The sequence below is a fragment of the Pseudomonas sp. HK3 genome (assembly GCF_052920985.1).
This window is the reverse complement of record NZ_JBREXD010000008.1, coordinates 1-17,742: the sequence shown is the minus strand read 5'-3', so window position 1 is coordinate 17,742 and position 17,742 is coordinate 1. Positions and strand designations below refer to the sequence as shown.

Here is a 17,742-nt window from a genome sequence, read left to right as displayed (position 1 = left end):
TTCTATTTATCAGTGTAAATAGCTTTGCTGAAAATGAAAGGTACAAAGGGGCTGTGTTGTCATGGTTTGATTAAATAAAGTTACCCAAGGCCATTGAGTTGTCATATTTCTCTTATAGTCTGTGCTTGGTCATTGTGTGGTAGACCATAAAACGAATCATTGGAGAATATAAAATGCGTGCTTACCGCAGAATACAGCTTACGTTATTAATATTATTATCGGCATTGTCTTTGACTCATGCTTATGGCGAGCAAGCTCGTGATCAGGAATATCAGTCCTCAATTCATGACTTTTTTAAACACTGGCATAAGCGTTATGAAAAGGCGCAATTAGGACCTCGTCCTCAGTTCTTGGTAAATGATATGGCGCAAAGCCCACTCAAGAAAAAACTGCAGCGCTGTGACAAAGGGCCATTTAAATCCAGCAAGTTCTCCATTGGCCACCGCGGTGCCTCTATGCAGTTTCCTGAGCATACAAAAGAGTCTTACGTTGCGGCTGCTAAAATGGGAGCCGGCATTGTGGAGTGCGATGTAACGTTTACAAAGGATAAAGAGTTGGTTTGTCGTCATTCACAGTGTGACTTGCACACTACGACGAATATTTTGGCCACACCTTTAGCTTCTCAGTGTTCAGTGCCGCCGGAATTTGATAGTGAAGGGCGTTTAATCAATGGCAGCGCAATTAAGTGCTGTACCAGTGACATCACGGTTGCGGAGTTTAAATCTTTAAGTGGCAAAATGGATGCTGCTGATGTTAATGCTACCAGTATTGCAGGATATATGAATGCGACAGCAGACTGGCGCACGGATTTGTATGCCAGTAATGGCACGCTGTTAACCCATGCTGAAAGCATCACATTACTTAATGAGTTAGGTGTGGATTTTACTCCAGAGCTAAAATCACCATCCGTTGAGATGCCATTTGAAGGCACATATAGCCAGCAAGACTATGCTAACCAAATGATTGAAGAATATCGTCAGGCTGGTATCCACCCTAAACGTATTTGGCCACAGTCGTTTGATCAGCAAGATGTATTACATTGGATTAATGAATACCCACGTTTAGCGCGCCAAGCGGTTTATCTTGATGGTGTATACGATACTAATATCAGCTTAGAAACCATGCTAGATTGGCGCGCACAAGGTATGAATGTACTGGCGCCACCTATGTGGATGTTATTGGATGTAAATAGCTATGGTGAAATCGTGCCGTCCCAATATGCGCTTAATGCTAAGCAAGCCGGTTTTAAGTTAATAACATGGACTTTAGAGCGCTCCGGTTTACTAAAAAATAATGGCGGCTGGTACTATCAAAGCTTGAACGGTGACCTTGGTGGTGAAGATGTTATCAGTACCGATGGTGACGTGTATGAAGTATTAGATGTACTTGCAAAAGATGTAGGCGTCATTGGTGTGTTTTCTGACTGGCCTGCCACCGTAACCTATTATGCGAATTGCATGGGTTTGCGTTAAAGCAGGTGATACTAGACAACCGGTTGCAGTTTAATACTGCAATCGGTTTTATTCGCTGAGTTTGGCAAAAAAGCCGGCTACATTTAATCCCGTATTTTGATCAATCGTTAACGAAATACCAAAACCCGCCATGCCATATGCAAGAGCATCAAGGTCGGAGGATGAATCATCATTTTGCCATTTGTCATAACCGATTTTTAAACCAACAAGTGCTGGTAAAAGATACTGTGTGATTTGCTTTCTTTTATAAAAATCAAAATCATCTACTATTTCTTTAATTAAATTGTTTTGTTTATTACCAATCTTTTGTATGTCACCAAAAACCTCTTTGTAATCCTCAAGGTGGTTGTCGAGTTGTGTACTCATGGTAATTTGCGTGGCAATTTGAGTATTGAGTGTCGTAATTAAGCGTTTTTGATTGTTAATTTGTTGCTCCATCGCGCAATTACCACGATATGCGTTATAGATTGTGTCATCTAATTGTGTGCCTGCTGGTAAAATACCCGGTTCAATAACCTTTTGTGTGATGTAGGCGTTTAACTCATCGTCACTACATTGAGCAATCGCTTTGATTGGCAGGCATATTAGAATGGCTACAAAGTATGTGTTTAAGTTCATTTACTTTCCCTTTTAACATTAATAATTTTTGATTCGCGGCGGCTAATGCAACATTGCTATCGTAGATGGGTTGAGAATTTAATGCGCTTTCCATTTTATTCACCGTCGCTGTTAACGATGTAAGATTGGATTGTCCTTGTTTGATAATTGTTTGAATGCGTTGCTCTAATGTATCGCCTTCAATACCGGCTTTAGCGAGTAAGCCTGCTAAACGGGCTTGTTCTTTTTTGTGATCGGCTGAGGTCATGAAGTCACAGCGACTAAGTGGATTAATCGCGCATAAAGGAATGTTGTTGAAATACACAATGCTGGCCGATATCAGCAATGATAAAGAAAACCCTGCTATAAATAGCTTCATCTGAACCACCTAATCCTTGGCTGATAAAAGAGACGCTTTAAATTAAAGAAAAAACCTATTGATAGCAAACATAAAAAAACCGTTTGTCCCTTTATAGGACAAACGGTTTATTTCGAACCCGTTTAAAAGGTCATATTACTTTTAACTATTCGGCATCAATCAATGCATTGTCACGTACCGCGCCTTTATCTGCACTGGTTGCAAACTTCGCATACACTTTCAATGCTCGGCTGACTTTACGTGGGCGGTCCGCTACTGGCTTCCAGCCTTTTTTATCTTGCTCATGACGACGATGAGACAGCTCTTCAGTGCTTAGATCAACATTGATTGAGCGGTTTGGAATATCAATATTGATGATATCGCCAGTTTGCAGTAAACCAATCGCACCACCAGAAGCGGCTTCCGGTGAGCAGTGACCAATTGATAGACCAGAGGTACCGCCAGAGAAACGGCCATCGGTTAATAGCGCACATTCTTTACCTAAACCTTTCGATTTAAGATAAGACGTCGGGTACAGCATCTCTTGCATACCAGGGCCGCCTTTCGGGCCTTCATAGCGGATGATTACGATGTCGCCAGCCACTACTTCGTCAGCCAATATGCCCTTAACCGCGTCGTCTTGTGATTCAAATATTTTAGCCTTACCTTGGAAAACATGAATGCTTTCGTCAACACCCGCTGTTTTAACCACACAGCCATCTAACGCGATGTTGCCGTATAACACTGCAAGGCCGCCTTCTAGTGAATACGCATTTTCAAGGTTACGGATACAACCGTTTTCACGGTCGCCATCGACGGTTGGATAACGAGTGCTTTGGCTAAATGCCGTTTGCGTCGGAATACCTGCTGGGCCTGCGCGATAAAACTTCATAACCTCATCGCTTGGGTTACGCATGATGTCCCACTTATCTAGGGCTTCTTTCATGGTGGCACTGTGAACCGTTGGCAGTTCATTATGTAACAAACCTGCACGATCAATTTCGCCCAAGATACCCATGATGCCACCGGCACGGTGAACGTCTTCCATGTGATAAAGGGGCGAGTTAGGCGCGACTTTGCATAACTGAGGAACAATACGAGAAAGACGGTCGATATCTTTTAAATCAAAATCTAACTCGGCTTCTTGAGCGGCGCCCAATAGATGAAGAATCGTATTGGTAGAGCCACCCATTACGATGTCGAGAGACATGGCATTTTCAAATGCTTTAAAGTTAGCGATTGAGCGTGGTAATACTGAATCGTCATCTTCTTCGTAATATTTTTTCGCGTTTTTAACGATGGTACGACCCGCTTTTAAGAAAAGCTGTTCACGGTCACTGTGAGTGGCTAATACCGAGCCGTTACCTGGTAGCGCTAAACCGAGCGCCTCCATTAAACAGTTCATTGAGTTAGCGGTGAACATGCCAGAGCACGAACCACAAGTTGGGCAGGCGCTGCGTTCGTATTCGGCGACTTTTTCATCACTGGCGGTATCGTCGGCTGCAATCACCATGGCGTCTACTAGATCTAACTTGTGCTCAGAAAGCTTGGTTTTACCGGCTTCCATTGGACCGCCAGAAACAAAAATAACCGGAATATTTAAACGTAAAGAAGCAAGCAGCATTCCCGGTGTTATTTTGTCGCAGTTAGAGATACATACAATGGCATCTGCACAGTGTGCATTAACCATGTATTCAACAGAATCCGCGATCAGCTCACGGCTAGGCAAGCTATACAGCATGCCGTCATGGCCCATTGCGATACCATCATCAACCGCGATGGTATTGAATTCTTTGGCGACGCCACCGGCTTTTTCGATTTCACGGGCAACCAATTGACCCATGTCTTTAAGATGCACATGGCCTGGTACAAATTGAGTAAAACTGTTGGCAACGGCGATGATCGGCTTAGAGAAATCATCGTCTTTCATTCCAGTGGCTCGCCAAAGGGCGCGTGCACCGGCCATATTACGGCCAGCAGTGGAGGTTTTACTGCGATATTCAGGCATGTTTGCTCTCTTCAAAAAAGGTTGGCTAACAAAAAAGTGCTAGCAGTATAGCAAAGGAAAACCGCCGGTAGTATAAAAACGACACAGTTTCAGTGCAGGTTATAACCTTACAATGTATAGGCATAATTGGAATTCTGAGGTATAAAGCAAAGAAAATAGGCCGCCTCAGCGTTAGGCTGCTCATTACTCTTACTTTAGTCAAAATAAGGCGAGCCATGATCAAACGTATTAGTTTCGTAATGCTGCTACTAACTGGGTGTTCACAGTCACTACCGCCATTAGAGTTGGTGGTAAAAAATAATCATGTGGACTTAGCGCAGCAGGTTGAAGGGAACTGGGATAATGTATGCATATTGACACCCTATACAACACCCATGCAGGCCGCAGAACTAACGGGTCTAGATGTGCGTGATGTTTCGGGCACAGGGATTGAATCAAGTGATTCATACAATGTGTTACTGTTCATGAAAGGTGGGCTATTAAATAAAGCCTATCAGGTGAATCGAGCAGAGGTGGAGTTTAACCTAACCGCGCCTTGGTGCTTCGACAAAGAACAATCCTATTTGGTTGTAAATTAATAATGCCTAAGATCAGATGCAGTGCTTATAAATATTTATAAGCACTGAATCTGCCTTTTTAATATTTTCGAATATTTATCAAAAAAATATAATTTCGGTAATCGTTATTGGTGACATGATTCTTATTAAAAACAATTATTGAAAAATAAAACGGCCACTAAAAAAGTCAATTCATGATGTGATGAATTATTTTTTATATCAATCATAAAATATTCAATCAATAAAATCTGACGTTATTCATGTCATTATTTTCTGGGCTAGAATTTATAGCTAATCAATTTTTCAGTTGTTTTTTTAAGAATTCAATAAACCACTTCATAATTAAAGGCATATTGCCTTTATAGGCATGTACATAATAAATATTGTTTTCTTTAGTCTTCAGGTTAGGTAATACGTGTTGTATTTTGCCTTCTCTGATGTATTTGTTTGCATAAACATCAGGTAACAGCGCGATACCTAAGCCCATCAATACGGACTCCATTACCGAATTTGCACTATTCATTTCGAACTGTGGTTGTAGCAATAGTTCGTGTACTTTATTTTTATCATCCAAAAATTGATGGGTGAGATTTGTTGTTTGCCAGCTAGTTGCGATAAATGGATGCGTATAAATATTTTGCAGCGAAATGGAATGCTTAGTAGCGGAAAGGTAAGCGCTTGAGGCGACAATAATTTCACGATGAGCGCCTATCTTGGCTCCTTTAAGTTCACTATCTGCTTGTTCTCCGACACGAATGGCGATATCAATCCCTTTTTTGATGATGTTTTGGTTCGTGTCATCTGCTATTAAGCGAGGTTTGATATTAGGGAATTGCTTAACGAGTTGCTCAATAGCGGGCAGCACTGCGGACTGTACTAAAGCTTGGGGTGCCGTGATGCTCAAAAGACCAGCAACTTGCTGAGTGCTGTTACTGACTTCATCTATGGTCAAATTTAATAGGGTTTTTAGTTCACCACTGCGTTTAAAGAGCTGCTCACCGATATTGGTTAAATTCAAACTGCGAGTGGAACGTGTTAAAAGCTGTACGCCAAGGTGCTGCTCAAGCCGGCTAATATGCTGGCTGACACCTGACTTCGTTAGGTCTAGTTTATCTGCCGCTGCTGTAAAGCTTCCTTGTTCAACAACCTCATAAAAGACCATTAACCATAAAAACACATTCTTTTGTTCAGTTTTCATAAACAGTGATTTATCAATTTGTGGGTTTATGCTTTTTATATTAACAGTAATATGCTCGGCATAGGCAATAAATAAGAGAGAAACCCATGAAACATAAAGAGTTAGTTGAGCTTCAGGTGAGTGAAGCAAGTAAACAGTGGATTAAGGCCTTTAATCAGGGAGATATAACAGCATGTGCACAGACATACACAAGTCGTGCTGTGATGGATGCAAGGCCCATGGGGCGATATGACGGGCGTGAAGCTATTTACGAATTTTGGAGCGGTTTTGTTAACTCAACAAAGGCAACAGATTTAACGTATACCAATGTAAATATTGAGTTTATTGATGAGAACACCGCGAAGTTATCCGCTAGTTGGTCGATGAATGTGGGCCAAGGAGTTATATCGGAAGAGCTCTGGGTTAAAGAAGATAATCTTTGGTTGTTATCTTACGATGACTTTACGGTAGAAGAGCAGTTTTAGTTAATAACTAATGAATTTATAAAAATAAGCGAGAATATATTATGAGTATTATGGTTAAGTTTGAAATGAGCGTGCAAAGCAATAAAGTTGCAGAATTTAAACAGTTTTTTGAACGTATTTTACAAGGGACACGAGACTTCTCTGGTAACGAAGGCGCAAAAATAGCGTATTGTGCAGAAGATGAAACAAAAGTGGTACTTATTGAATATTGGAAAAGCAAAGAAGACTTTGATCACTATTTAAATTGGCGTAAAGACATAGGCGACTTCGATACTCTAGGTAGCATGTTGGTGGTCGAGCCTGATATTCAGAGCTTTACCGTATTAAAAAATGCATAATTGATAAATATGAATCAATACATTGGTTAAAATACCTTAAGGCCGCTTGTTGTACTCACTAGCGGCTTTTTTCGTTTAATTAACTAAAGCGCTTAGGTTGTTTGACTAGTAGGTATATCTTAAGGTCATGAGGGATATCGATTATGTTAATATAATTATAATCAATCGATATATAAAAATATATTGGATTAGTAGACGTATAAAGGAGTCATTTTGCACTCTAATAAACGATCTAAAAAATGGAATAAAAAGAATAAAACGGCAAAGAAGCGGGCGTTAGTAAAAACCTTAAAATTTAAGAATAGCAGTATCGTAAAAAAAGGAAAAAATCATGCTGCGATTGGTTTTATTTTTGTCAGTTTTATATTGCTAGCATTATTTGCATTTTCTAATTTAAATTCCCTTGTTCCCACCAGCCAGTTTATAAAAGGTAAAGTTGTTGATCGAGTTATGGTTTTTACTAGGCGAGGGTCAAAAACCAAGCCAAATGTAAAGGTTGCGCTCACAAACGATGATATTGTTTACATTGCTTACTCTGGTCAAAAGCATGAGGATATAATCGAATTTGAAATAATGAAAGCGGCAATAACCAATGCTCGCGTATATCAACAGAGGTAGTATGTATAACAGCCAATCAGGTTTAATGCACATTATTAAAAGTAAGGTATTAGAGTTAGGCGATACCGTCGCTCAAGTGACAATCAGCATCAGGCCAATCGCTGAGATCCATCAAACTCAAGAAGGTGATGAATACTGGGTTAAATGGTTCTATTGGCAGGTGTATGGCGAGCATTGTGCTATATTGTATGAATCTGATTTATTAGTGGCCCATGGCGAGTTGAGTGAAACGTTAATACAATCAGATTTAAAAACGACATTTGATACCTTAAAAACATCGGTTAATAATGAAATATATTTTGATGATTAATTCGATGCATGTGATAGTAATATCAAGTATCAAAGTGTTTTAATCATAAGAACATGCAGGGCATTACTGGTTTGGCTGCATTCGGTCACTGGTTAATGCCGCTTAAAGCGGCGTAATAATTTACTCATTTAGTGTCAAATATTGTAATCTTGGGATGATCTACATGAAAACCGCTTTGCCAGAAAACCAAAAACTCACGGTTATTTATCGAGTAGAACCCGGTTGTCTTGGCCCAGAAGGGGCTAATCTTGTGGATGTATTTTGTACATTTGCACAACCGCGATTTGAATCATTAGGTTCCGATTGTATTATTTGGCAAATCATACCCAGAAAAAATAAGGCAGCGCCTGAAATGCAATATAATATTTCAGATAAGCGACTGAACCATGCCCAAGCTGAAAAATATTTAGCGGTATTTGGGAAAAACCTTGATGAGCTTGAAGGGTATTTAGTTGAAACCTTTACCAGTCTGATTAATGAATTTATGGGACGTTAATTCTAGCCTTGTACACTTCTTTATTTGGGTTCTTTTGAATTTTTTTTAATGTTGAGATCCAAAGCTCATAAATTTATTCTGCCCACGTTCTGACTATATTAAGTGACTAATCTGCTCATCTTGAGCCTGTCGAATGACGCAGCTCAAGATGCTCAGTAAATAATATCTAAAGGGCACACCCTACAAGGCCTTGATAAATACTTTACTATTACGCTGGTAGTTATACAGTTCTTTTTTCTGCGGGGGTAAGTCATCAATATCTGCCGCTTTAAAACCACGCTCTTCAAACCATTGTGCAGTACGTGTGGTGAGCACAAACAAATTTTTAATACCTTTATTTTTTGCTTCGCTCACTAATGTATTTAATAAGCGGTCGCCGCGTTGGCCACGACGATACTCATCGTGAATCGCCACACAGGCTAGCTCTGCCATATCTTTGTCGTACGGATAAAGTGCGGCGCAGCCTAATACCATTCCGTCTTTTACTAATACACGAAAACGATCAATTTCGGTCTCCAGTACTTTGCGTGAGCGGCGTACTAAAATACCTTTTTCTTCCAGCGGGCTGAGTAAATCGAGAATGCCCATGACATCTTCCATGCGTGCGGTACGCAGTTGTTCTTGGTGATGCTGGCTAACTAATGTGCCGCAACCATCTAGCGTGAATAATTCAGTTAACAGCGCGCCATCTTGACTGTGTTGAATTAACTGACAACGCTTTACACCGCTGTTAACGGCAAGGCTTGCTGCATTGAGTTGCACGGTTTGTTCTGTGTTTAAGCCTCGCGTTAAGAGTTGAGGAATGGCACTGGTGACCACTTCTTTTACGAGCTGGCCTTTGTGTTTAATGCAATTATTCTCACCAAATAAAATCAGTTTGTCCGCTTGTAATGCGATGGCGGCTTCAGTGGCGACATCTTCGACGGATAGATTAAAGGTTTCGCCAGTGCGGCTATAGCCTAAGCAATTGAGTAGGGCGATGGCGTTGTTATCGAGGGCTTTATTAATCGCCCGTATATCAATTTTTCTCACTTCTCCTGTATGGGCAAAATCGACACCGTCAATTACGCCAATGGGCTTAGCGATCACAAAGTTACCACCGACAACACGAATATCCGCCCCGTGCATTGGGCTATTGCTCGTGCCGGTGGTGAGTATGGCTTCAATTTGAGAGCGCAGTTGCCCCACAGCTTGCTGAACGGTAACCAGCATGGCTTTGTCTGTGATGCGCTTGTTATCTGAAAATGTGGCGGCTTGTTTTTTTAGTTCACACAGCTCATCGATTTGTGGTCGGGCACCATGAACCAATACCAATCGCACACCTAAGCTATTAAGCAAGGCAATGTCATGAATAATATGTTGAAACTGGTCGTGGGCAAGTGTGTCACCCCCTAGCATAATGACAAAGGTTTTACCCCTGTGTGCATTAATATAGGGAGAGCTTTGTCTAAACCAGTTGACGTGTTGGTCGATTGAATCAGTCACTGTGTTTTATCTTTTGTGTGTTAATCCGGTTGAGTGTAATGGCTTTTGCCTATTACAAACAATAATGTTTAATAAATTGCTTGATGTATTTTACCATCGGCTCAATTTGATCATGGGCCATGTATTCATCGGGCTGATGGGCTTGATCAATTGAACCCGCGCCCATGACGACAGTATCGATATTCGCGGCTGCAAAAAAAGGCGCTTCAGTTGCAAAGGCAACGGCCTCTGCACCGTGACCTGATAGTTTTTCAGCCAGCGCAACCAGCTCGCTGTTTTTGTCACTTGCAAACGCGTCAACGCCATCAAATAATCGATAAAAGTCAATTTGAGTCTGGGTTTGCTTTGCAACAAGGTCGAGGCGCGCTTGAATTTTTTGGCGCAGCTGATCGGTTTTCATACCCGGAATCATGCGCAAGTCAAAATGCAGTTCGCACTGCCCACAAATACGGTTTGGGTTATCGCCGCCATGAATACAGCCTAAATTTAACGTTGGGCTGGGGACGCTAAAGGCGGTGTGTTTATATTCTTGTTTGAGTTCATCGCGGAATGTCTTGAGTTCACCAATGACGGTGTGCATGGCATCCATTGCGTTGTTACCCAGACTTGGGTCCGAGCTATGACCCGCTTGCCCAGTAATTTTGATGCCCTCCATTAATATGCCTTTGTGCATGTTAATGGGCTTTAAACCGGTTGGTTCGCCAATAATGGCAGCCCGCGCTTTGGGTAAACCCAGCGTGGCTAAGGCTCGTGCGCCGCTCATGCTGGTTTCTTCATCGGCGGTGGCAAGTATGAAAATAGGCGCTTTTAATTGTTTGGCGTCGACTTTTTCAACTGCGGGCGAGGGCCAAGGCAAAAAAGCCTTTCATATCGCACGAACCTAAGCCGTAAAAACGATTGTCTTTATCGGTTAAGGTAAACGGATCGCTTTTCCACTTTTCAATATTGCAGGGCACGGTATCGGTGTGCCCGGATAGAATTAATCCGCCAGGCCCACTGCCCAGAGTCGCAAGCAAGTTGTATTTTTTGCGCGTTTCATCGATACATTGTATATCGACTTTAAAGCCAAGGGTTTCGCACCAGCTGGCCAGCTGATCAATAACGCCTTTGTTGCTCATGTCGTATTCTGGCAACGAGCTAGAAATACTGGGTAACGACAATAGTGTGGTGAGCTGTTGTTTTATATTCGGTAAGTGCTTCATGCCCTAAACCTGTAATAAGGAGTATCATCAGTGTATCAAAGCAGTTAAAAATGTCTTGGGGTTTCTATGATAGCTACTGAGTCTTTTGCCCCTTTCTGCTAAGCTGGGCGTATAAAAAATAAGAAGTGGAAGGCCATGGCCAAAGAAGTCGAACTCAAGCTCTCATTACCTAGCCAAGCAGTGGCCAGTTTTATGCAAGATATGAATCTAGGACTCTCCCAAGGTGCTCCGCTAGAGCTGGATAACCAGTATTTCGATACCTCTGATTTAGCGTTAAATAAAGCGCATGCGGCTTTACGCGTCCGTAAATCACAGCATGGTTATAAACAAACCCTGAAAAATAAAGGCCAATCCATTGCCGGTTTACATGAGCGTGGTGAGTGGGAGTACGATATTGCTTCGCCCAATCTTGATTGGGCCTTATTTGCAAATGATATTCAGTTAGATGAAAGCCTACGCGAGCGTATCCAGCCTATTTTTAAAACTGACTTTAGCCGCCATGTGTGGATAAAACAATTTGGTGAAAGCGAAATAGAACTGGTACTAGACGAAGGTTTGATACATAACCATTGCGAACGTAATGAGAATCTTGAAACCAGTAAAAGTATCAACTTATGCGAAATAGAATTAGAGCTAAAGTCCGGGCGCGTTGAAGACTTATTTGAGTTTGCAAAGCAATTAGCGCAGCAACACCCGTTAGTGCCTTGTGATATCAATAAGGCGGAACGTGGTTACGGTTTGCTTTTTCCTAAGCTTAGTTTTTTTACGCCCCAAAATTTTACAGACACATGGTCAAAGCAAGAATTACCTGTGTTTGCATTGCTGCAAGAAACGTTAACGCGTTTAAATCGTCATTGGGATACATTTTCGCAGCAAGAAAACTGGTGGTCGTTACTGGTCATGAGCCGACAAGTAAGTGCCATGTGTTTATTGCTTAATGAACTCCCCCATTGCCCTGATCATATTCGTGGTCGCTGGTTAGTATTGCAGTTGGATTTACAAAAAATATTGCAGCCTGCGGCCGTCGTTATTGGCTTGTATGTGGACAGCAGCAGTCATAGTCGTGGATTGAGTCAACGTTTATTAACGGTTTGTGCGCCACAATTAAGCGCAGGCCTTGAAAGCTGGATCGCCAATAATGGTTTAGGCATGGCGATGTTAGAGTTAGGTGAATACTTATACGCGCAAAGTGAGCAAGCTGAGATAAATGGCGCATCCTGGGTTGTGGATTTATTAACCCGTGTTGCGCATGGGCACGAAGTGAATGAAACCTCATTACAAGCGTTAGCCTATATCCTATTGCGCTGTGGTGATGATCGTTATCAAGGCGTGAATGAAGTGATTCGCTGTCAGTTGGTGGTAGACGCCATGATCGCTGCGCAAGATATTCAAAGCGCAATGACAGATGAAACCAGCCGAGCTAAGTTGGCCAGTTGGCAGCGTCGAATGACCGTTGAAAAACGAAACTTATTAGATGCTAAGCAAGCGTTAACGGCGCTCTGCTCAAGCTAATACATACTATTTTGCCAAAGACACTCGCTTGTTTTGCGAGTGGTGGAAACCGATATGAGTCAGGTACAAGATTTAAAACTATCCTTTGTGGCCATTACTAATTTGCTTAAGCAAGATGGTCATTTGAGCCCTGAGCATTTAGCCGACCTGAAGCAAAAAGGCATGAACGGCAAAGCGCACCCAGTAACCGCGATTCAAAGCTATCAGTTCAAAAGTGCGGTTATGCAAGATATTAAGCTGGATGAAGAATTCATCATGGGTTTATTGGCAAAAGAATCCAAGCTTGAATATTTCACCATTGACCCGCTAAAAGTTAAAGCCAGTAAAGTGACACCGACCATGTCGTTTGCCTTTGCTAAACGTCATGGGTTATTGCCAGTGGGGTTAACCACGGACGTAGTCACGGTTGCCACCGCCGAACCATTTGATCGCCGCTGGATTGCGGATATAGAACACATCAATCGTCGTCAGGTGCATATCGTGCTGGCGAAGCCATCGGATATTCAACGTTACCAAGTAGAATTCTTTTCATTGGCGGCATCGGTAAGCGGTGCCAGTGCGTTGCATCAAACACAGGGCAGTAACTTAGAGTCGTTAGTGGAGCTTGGCAGTAAAGGTAACCCTGATGCCAATGACGAACATATCGTTAATATTGTGGATTGGTTATTCCAATATGCCTTTGAACAGCGTGCCAGTGATATACACATTGAGCCGCGTCGCGATATCTCAAAAGTGCGTTTCCGTATTGACGGTGTATTGCATCCGGTTTATGAATTCCCATCTACTGTCTCGAATGCGGTGACATCACGTATAAAAAGTTTAGGGCGGATGAACATCGCTGAAAAGCGTAAACCACAAGACAGCCGCTTGAAAACTCGTACGCCTAATGGCCATGAAGTGGAGCTGCGTTTAAGCACCATGCCCACCGCCTTTGGCGAAAAACTGGTGATGCGAATATTTGATCCAGACGTATTACTGCGTAACTTCAGTGAGCTGGGTTTTAGCAAAGAAGATTACGCATTGTGGGATTCTATGGTGCATCAAACCTCCGGTATTGTGCTGGTAACTGGGCCGACTGGTTCTGGTAAAACCACCACCTTGTATAGCACCTTAAAACAGTTAGCCACTGAAGAAGTGAACGTGTGTACGGTAGAAGACCCCATTGAGATGGTCGAGTCCACGTTTAACCAAATGCAGGTGAATCCCACCATTGATTTAAACTTCGCATCGGGTATTCGTACATTAATGCGACAAGACCCAGACATCATCATGGTGGGTGAGATTCGTGACAGTGAAACCGCCGAAATGGCCATACAAGCGGCATTAACCGGTCACTTGGTGTTATCAACATTGCACACAAACGATGCTCCTAGTGCGATTGCCCGTTTACAACATATTGGGGTCCCTCATTATTTGATTAAAAGTGCTGTGTCTGGCGTGATGGCACAACGTTTGGTGCGTACACTTTGTCCGCACTGCAAGCAAAAGCAAGCCACGGATATTAAACAGTGGAATGAGCTGGTTCAGCCGTGGAGCGCCAAAGCGCCTGAATTCATCTACGAGCCCGTGGGCTGTCTTGAGTGCCGAAACACAGGTTACATGGGGCGAGCAGGGCTCTATGAAGTTATGTCCATGAGTGATACATTGGCAGGACTTATCCAAGTACAAACAGACATGGCGCAATTAAGACGCCAAGCCATGAAAGACGGCATGCGCAACTTACGTTTAAGTGGCGCGCAAAAAGTAGCAGCAGGACTCACCACAATAGAAGAAGTACTGCGAGTCACCCCAAATGAAATGGGTTAACCAAAGGACTGTTCGCACGTCGCTGCTATTACGCCCGGATTCCGCATCAAGCGCGCTTGATGCCATAAAAAAAGGTAAAACATAATGGAAATGCCGGCCATTATTGATTTAGAAGCGTCCGGATTTGGACGCGGCAGTTACCCAATCGAAGTGGGTATTGCCTTAGCAGATGGCTCTGTCCATGCACTGCTTATTAAGCCCGCCGAAGGTTGGGACCATTGGGACGAAAAAGCCGAAGCAATACACGGTCTTAGTCGCGATTATTTAAATGAACATGGTAAACCCCCACGTGAGGTGGCCATGTTCTTAAATGACTTATGTGGCGGACTGACTTTGTACAGTGACGCTTGGAGTTTTGATAGCTCTTGGTTAGGTCGTTTATTCGATGAAGCTGAAATTATTCAGCGTTTCAAATTGGATACCCTCACTCGTTTATTATCAGAAGACGATATGTCCGTTTGGAGCGACACCAAAGACGCCATGGTTAAACAGCTGGGTTTAGAAATGCATCGTGCGGCGAATGATGTCATGCTGTTACGTGAGACGTATAAAAAACTAAAAGCAAGTTAGGCAGTGGTACAGCGGTATGTTTTTATTTAAAGAGTGCGCTCTGCGTTTCTTGCCTGTTTATTTTTGATCAAAATCTAAAAACCCCGCTTGTATATACAAGCGGGGTTTTTTATTGGTTTGAGATTAAAAACCGCGGTTATTGAATCTAGCGATTCTTTAGCGCTCTCATATCACTTTGTACATTACGATAAAACTTGGTTTGGTTTCTATCGGATGCACGTTTTTGCGCAAGGGTTGCCGTATTCAACGCCTGTTCTCGCATAAGTTTTTGATAACTTTGCAAGCGGCGTAATTCCAAATCCCCGTCATCAATGGCGGCGTTCACCGCGCAATCGGGTTCCCCCTGATGCTGGCAATTTGTAAAGCGACAGCCTTTTGCTAGCTCTGCGATATCAGCGAAGGTATGCTGAATACCGTCTTCACAATCAGCAATTTGTAATTCTCGCATGCCAGGCGTATCTAAAAACAGGCCACCTTGCGGCAAGAAATGTAATTGACGAGACGTGGTTGTGTGCCGTCCCTTGCTATCGTCTTCACGAATGCCCTGGGTGACGCTTGCGGTTGTATCATCGGCACTTAGCCCTTTTAATGTGTTCACCAAGGTGGATTTTCCCACACCGGACGAACCCAAGAGCGCGATGGTCTTTCCGCTTTTACACCAAGCCTGTAAGCCTTTTAAGCTATCACTATCGAGTGCGTTAACCACTTCAATCATCAAATGACGATCGAGTTTTCGTAGTGGTTCAAGGTAGGCATCAATGTCGCTGCATAAATCGGCTTTTGTGAGTACCACAACCGGATCACTTTGCGCCTCATGTGTTATGGCAAGGTAACGCTCAATGCGGTTTAGATTGAAGTCATTATTCAATGACGCCAAGATAAACACAGTATCAACGTTACTGGCAATGCTTTGCTCATGCACCTTGCTGCCACTGGCTTTGCGCGAGAAGTGACTTTGGCGCTCCAGTAGGCGTTCAAATTGCCCTTGTTCATTCAGCAATACCCAATCCCCCACCGTCATGGGAGGCATGGCAGGGTGAATGACAAGAATGCCTTCGCCGCTTTGTGAAAGGTAATGATATTGGTTTCTGTGGTGTTCGCTAATGCGAACAGGATAAAACGATTCAAGTTCTTCAAAACTTAATTGTGTTTGAAAAAATCCGCGCCAGCCAAGTTGTGGCAACGTAAAACATGCAGACATGTATAAACCCCAAGTAACCTATAGTTACTCGTTAAACATTTTAGTAAGGGGCTAAATCCCCGGTAAACCGGAAAAAACAATGGCTTAAGCGCCAAGTTTCTCCATAAGGGTTTTACATACAATCATCAACATGTTCCTCTTTGGTGGGTAATAGAGCCTGTATAGTAATCTTTTTTTTACCCTCGTCTAGAGGGTATGATGACTTTTTTTGTTAATCAGGTTTCAGTTCAAAGTCTAAGGCACTTTTAATATCAGGGTGCATAAACTTAAACCCTTCGTTAAGTAAGACGTTCGGTACAACCCTGTTACTGCCTAGTAATAATAAGTCGCCCATTTCACCAAATAGTGCTTTTACCATAAAGGCTGGCATGGGTAATAACGTTGGTCGCTTGAGTGCGCTGCCTAAGGCTTTTGTGAATTCATAATTGGTGGCTGGCATGGGGGCGGTTAAATTTACAGGGCCACGAATACTCTCTTGGTTTAAGATAAAGTCGATGGCTCTTAATTCATCTGTGAGGCTTATCCAGCTCATGAATTGTTGGCCGTTGCCAATTTTTCCGCCTAAGCCGAATTTAAAAGGCAGTAACATTTTTTTAATCGCACCGCCTTTTTGAGTCAACACGACACCGCTACGAATAAAGGCCGTGCGAATATCTGCATCTAATACTGGCTGTGCTGCTGATTCCCATTGCTGGACAATATCGGTTAAAAAATTATGGCCAGCAGGTGATGACTCATTAACCTCGGTTGTGCCCGTATCACCATAAAAACCAATGGCACTGGCATTAATAAATACACTCGGTGGTGTAACGCGATCTGCGATGGCTTCGCATAATAAATGTGTGCAAGTGACTCGGCTGTTGATGATGTCTTGTTTACGTTGTTCGCTCCAGGGTTTATCGCCAATGTTGACGCCACTGAGGTTAATGACGGCATCAAGATGAATGTCCTTATCAAGGTGAATGAGGTTGTTTTCAGGTTGCCAAAAAAAGCTGCCGCTATCGCGCCCACGGTGAAGAATATAAACCTGATGACCTTTGTGTTCAAGATAAGGCCGTAACGCTGAGCCAATAAGACCAGATGCACCGCTGATAAGAATATTCATAAAAGACCTAATCACTATACTGTATAAAGCATAGTACGCTTCAGGTGCTTTTTTAGATTATTCTTTTGTGTATTGGAGCGTGTCTATGATTTTGAGTATAAAGAGTAAGGCCCAGAAAATACTTATCACTTAGACATAGCGACCTAAAAAATTCATCGCTATGTCTAAGTATTATTCGTTGTAATAGGTGGCACAAGGCTCACTGAAAAATATAAATAGCTCTTGAATGCTCATGACTTAGCCTCGTTTTTTTGCTTTTTTATAGCAGTACAGATTTGATCACCATAATAATTGTTCGCATAATTACATTGTTGCGAGGCATATGGGATGTGACGTTTGATAAAGCGTTTAATGATATTCATGCTGTGACCTCTTGGGCTGATAACTCACTTATACTAATACGCCTTCGGTTTATGAGTTACGGTGAAGACAGCAACGAATATAG

At 42.5% G+C, this 17,742-nt stretch carries 17 protein-coding genes and 1 pseudogene; 10 read left to right on the top strand and 8 right to left on the bottom strand.

Going from position 1 to position 17,742, the window contains the following annotated elements:
* Positions 1-173 precede the first annotated feature (173 nt).
* Positions 174-1,472 carry a glycerophosphodiester phosphodiesterase family protein gene (locus ACU6U9_RS23600; protein WP_446733976.1) on the top strand — a complete coding sequence of 433 codons (1,299 nt, stop codon included), beginning with the start codon at positions 174-176 and terminating at the stop codon, positions 1,470-1,472.
* A 48-nt stretch (positions 1,473-1,520) separates the two neighbouring features.
* Here ACU6U9_RS23600 and ACU6U9_RS23595 read toward each other — a convergent pair whose 3' ends face one another.
* From ACU6U9_RS23595 to ilvD, 3 genes are all read right to left on the bottom strand, one after another.
* The gene (locus ACU6U9_RS23595; protein WP_446733975.1) at positions 1,521-2,090 is read right to left on the bottom strand and encodes a hypothetical protein; all 570 of its coding nucleotides are present in this window, start codon (positions 2,088-2,090) and stop codon (positions 1,521-1,523) included.
* Positions 2,023-2,448, bottom strand: a complete 426-nt coding sequence (locus ACU6U9_RS23590; protein ID WP_446733974.1) for a hypothetical protein — start codon at positions 2,446-2,448, stop codon at positions 2,023-2,025. The genes ACU6U9_RS23595 and ACU6U9_RS23590 overlap by 68 nt, the downstream gene beginning before the upstream one ends.
* 145 nt (positions 2,449-2,593) lie before the next feature.
* The gene (gene ilvD / locus ACU6U9_RS23585) at positions 2,594-4,435 is read right to left on the bottom strand and encodes a dihydroxy-acid dehydratase (RefSeq protein ID WP_446733973.1); all 1,842 of its coding nucleotides are present in this window, start codon (positions 4,433-4,435) and stop codon (positions 2,594-2,596) included.
* A 215-nt stretch (positions 4,436-4,650) separates the two neighbouring features.
* Between ilvD and ACU6U9_RS23580 the strand changes: the two genes are divergently transcribed.
* Positions 4,651-5,013: a hypothetical protein gene (locus ACU6U9_RS23580; protein WP_446737299.1), complete on the top strand. Its 363-nt coding sequence runs from the start codon at positions 4,651-4,653 to the stop codon at positions 5,011-5,013.
* Between the two features lie 274 nt (positions 5,014-5,287).
* Here ACU6U9_RS23580 and ACU6U9_RS23575 read toward each other — a convergent pair whose 3' ends face one another.
* The gene (locus ACU6U9_RS23575) at positions 5,288-6,190 is read right to left on the bottom strand and encodes a LysR family transcriptional regulator (protein WP_446737298.1); all 903 of its coding nucleotides are present in this window, start codon (positions 6,188-6,190) and stop codon (positions 5,288-5,290) included.
* An 86-nt stretch (positions 6,191-6,276) separates the two neighbouring features.
* Between ACU6U9_RS23575 and ACU6U9_RS23570 the strand changes: the two genes are divergently transcribed.
* From ACU6U9_RS23570 to ACU6U9_RS23550, 5 genes are all read left to right on the top strand, one after another.
* Positions 6,277-6,654, top strand: coding sequence for a YybH family protein (locus ACU6U9_RS23570; protein ID WP_446737297.1), 378 nt, complete (start codon positions 6,277-6,279; stop codon positions 6,652-6,654).
* Positions 6,655-6,695: 41 nt separating this feature from the next.
* Complete coding sequence (locus ACU6U9_RS23565) at positions 6,696-6,992, top strand: putative quinol monooxygenase (protein ID WP_446737296.1); 297 nt, start codon at positions 6,696-6,698, stop codon at positions 6,990-6,992.
* Between the two features lie 213 nt (positions 6,993-7,205).
* Complete coding sequence (locus ACU6U9_RS23560; RefSeq protein WP_446737295.1) at positions 7,206-7,610, top strand: hypothetical protein; 405 nt, start codon at positions 7,206-7,208, stop codon at positions 7,608-7,610.
* Position 7,611: 1 nt separating this feature from the next.
* Positions 7,612-7,920, top strand: a complete 309-nt coding sequence (locus ACU6U9_RS23555; protein ID WP_446737294.1) for a hypothetical protein — start codon at positions 7,612-7,614, stop codon at positions 7,918-7,920.
* Positions 7,921-8,083: 163 nt separating this feature from the next.
* The gene (locus ACU6U9_RS23550; RefSeq protein ID WP_446737293.1) at positions 8,084-8,416 is read left to right on the top strand and encodes a hypothetical protein; all 333 of its coding nucleotides are present in this window, start codon (positions 8,084-8,086) and stop codon (positions 8,414-8,416) included.
* Between the two features lie 180 nt (positions 8,417-8,596).
* On the opposite strand, the gene argA is transcribed toward ACU6U9_RS23550, so the two are convergent.
* Positions 8,597-9,889, bottom strand: a complete 1,293-nt coding sequence (gene argA, locus ACU6U9_RS23545) for an amino-acid N-acetyltransferase (RefSeq protein WP_446737304.1) — start codon at positions 9,887-9,889, stop codon at positions 8,597-8,599.
* A 64-nt stretch (positions 9,890-9,953) separates the two neighbouring features.
* A pseudogene (gene argE / locus ACU6U9_RS23540) lies at positions 9,954-11,103 on the bottom strand (acetylornithine deacetylase).
* Between the two features lie 135 nt (positions 11,104-11,238).
* Here argE and ACU6U9_RS23535 point away from each other — a divergent pair.
* From ACU6U9_RS23535 to ACU6U9_RS23525, 3 genes are all read left to right on the top strand, one after another.
* Complete coding sequence (locus tag ACU6U9_RS23535) at positions 11,239-12,615, top strand: CYTH domain-containing protein (protein WP_446737291.1); 1,377 nt, start codon at positions 11,239-11,241, stop codon at positions 12,613-12,615.
* Between the two features lie 54 nt (positions 12,616-12,669).
* Positions 12,670-14,421 carry a GspE/PulE family protein gene (locus tag ACU6U9_RS23530; protein ID WP_446737290.1) on the top strand — a complete coding sequence of 584 codons (1,752 nt, stop codon included), beginning with the start codon at positions 12,670-12,672 and terminating at the stop codon, positions 14,419-14,421.
* A gap of 84 nt (positions 14,422-14,505) precedes the next feature.
* Positions 14,506-14,991, top strand: coding sequence for a 3'-5' exonuclease (locus ACU6U9_RS23525; RefSeq protein ID WP_446737289.1), 486 nt, complete (start codon positions 14,506-14,508; stop codon positions 14,989-14,991).
* A 145-nt stretch (positions 14,992-15,136) separates the two neighbouring features.
* Here the strand turns inward: ACU6U9_RS23525 and rsgA are convergent, their stop codons facing one another.
* Complete coding sequence (gene rsgA / locus ACU6U9_RS23520; RefSeq protein ID WP_446737288.1) at positions 15,137-16,192, bottom strand: ribosome small subunit-dependent GTPase A; 1,056 nt, start codon at positions 16,190-16,192, stop codon at positions 15,137-15,139.
* Between the two features lie 211 nt (positions 16,193-16,403).
* Complete coding sequence (locus ACU6U9_RS23515; RefSeq protein WP_446737287.1) at positions 16,404-17,297, bottom strand: TIGR01777 family oxidoreductase; 894 nt, start codon at positions 17,295-17,297, stop codon at positions 16,404-16,406.
* Between the last annotated feature and the right edge of the window lie 445 nt (positions 17,298-17,742).

Bases quoted from the DNA above. Each gene is read 5' to 3' on its own strand.
- ACU6U9_RS23575 (WP_446737298.1), bottom strand. From the start codon at position 6,190: ATGAAAACTGAACAAAAGAATGTGTTTTTATGGTTAATGGTCTTTTAT.
- ACU6U9_RS23590 (WP_446733974.1), bottom strand. From the start codon at position 2,448: ATGAAGCTATTTATAGCAGGGTTTTCTTTATCATTGCTGATATCGGCC.
- rsgA (WP_446737288.1), bottom strand. From the start codon at position 16,192: ATGTCTGCATGTTTTACGTTGCCACAACTTGGCTGGCGCGGATTTTTT.
- ACU6U9_RS23530 (WP_446737290.1), top strand. From the start codon at position 12,670: ATGAGTCAGGTACAAGATTTAAAACTATCCTTTGTGGCCATTACTAAT.
- ilvD (WP_446733973.1), bottom strand. From the start codon at position 4,435: ATGCCTGAATATCGCAGTAAAACCTCCACTGCTGGCCGTAATATGGCC.
- ACU6U9_RS23570 (WP_446737297.1), top strand. From the start codon at position 6,277: ATGAAACATAAAGAGTTAGTTGAGCTTCAGGTGAGTGAAGCAAGTAAA.
- ACU6U9_RS23535 (WP_446737291.1), top strand. From the start codon at position 11,239: ATGGCCAAAGAAGTCGAACTCAAGCTCTCATTACCTAGCCAAGCAGTG.
- ACU6U9_RS23525 (WP_446737289.1), top strand. From the start codon at position 14,506: ATGGAAATGCCGGCCATTATTGATTTAGAAGCGTCCGGATTTGGACGC.
- ACU6U9_RS23580 (WP_446737299.1), top strand. From the start codon at position 4,651: ATGATCAAACGTATTAGTTTCGTAATGCTGCTACTAACTGGGTGTTCA.
- ACU6U9_RS23565 (WP_446737296.1), top strand. From the start codon at position 6,696: ATGAGTATTATGGTTAAGTTTGAAATGAGCGTGCAAAGCAATAAAGTT.
- ACU6U9_RS23600 (WP_446733976.1), top strand. From the start codon at position 174: ATGCGTGCTTACCGCAGAATACAGCTTACGTTATTAATATTATTATCG.
- ACU6U9_RS23555 (WP_446737294.1), top strand. From the start codon at position 7,612: ATGTATAACAGCCAATCAGGTTTAATGCACATTATTAAAAGTAAGGTA.
- ACU6U9_RS23550 (WP_446737293.1), top strand. From the start codon at position 8,084: ATGAAAACCGCTTTGCCAGAAAACCAAAAACTCACGGTTATTTATCGA.
- ACU6U9_RS23595 (WP_446733975.1), bottom strand. From the start codon at position 2,090: ATGAACTTAAACACATACTTTGTAGCCATTCTAATATGCCTGCCAATC.
- ACU6U9_RS23515 (WP_446737287.1), bottom strand. From the start codon at position 17,297: ATGAATATTCTTATCAGCGGTGCATCTGGTCTTATTGGCTCAGCGTTA.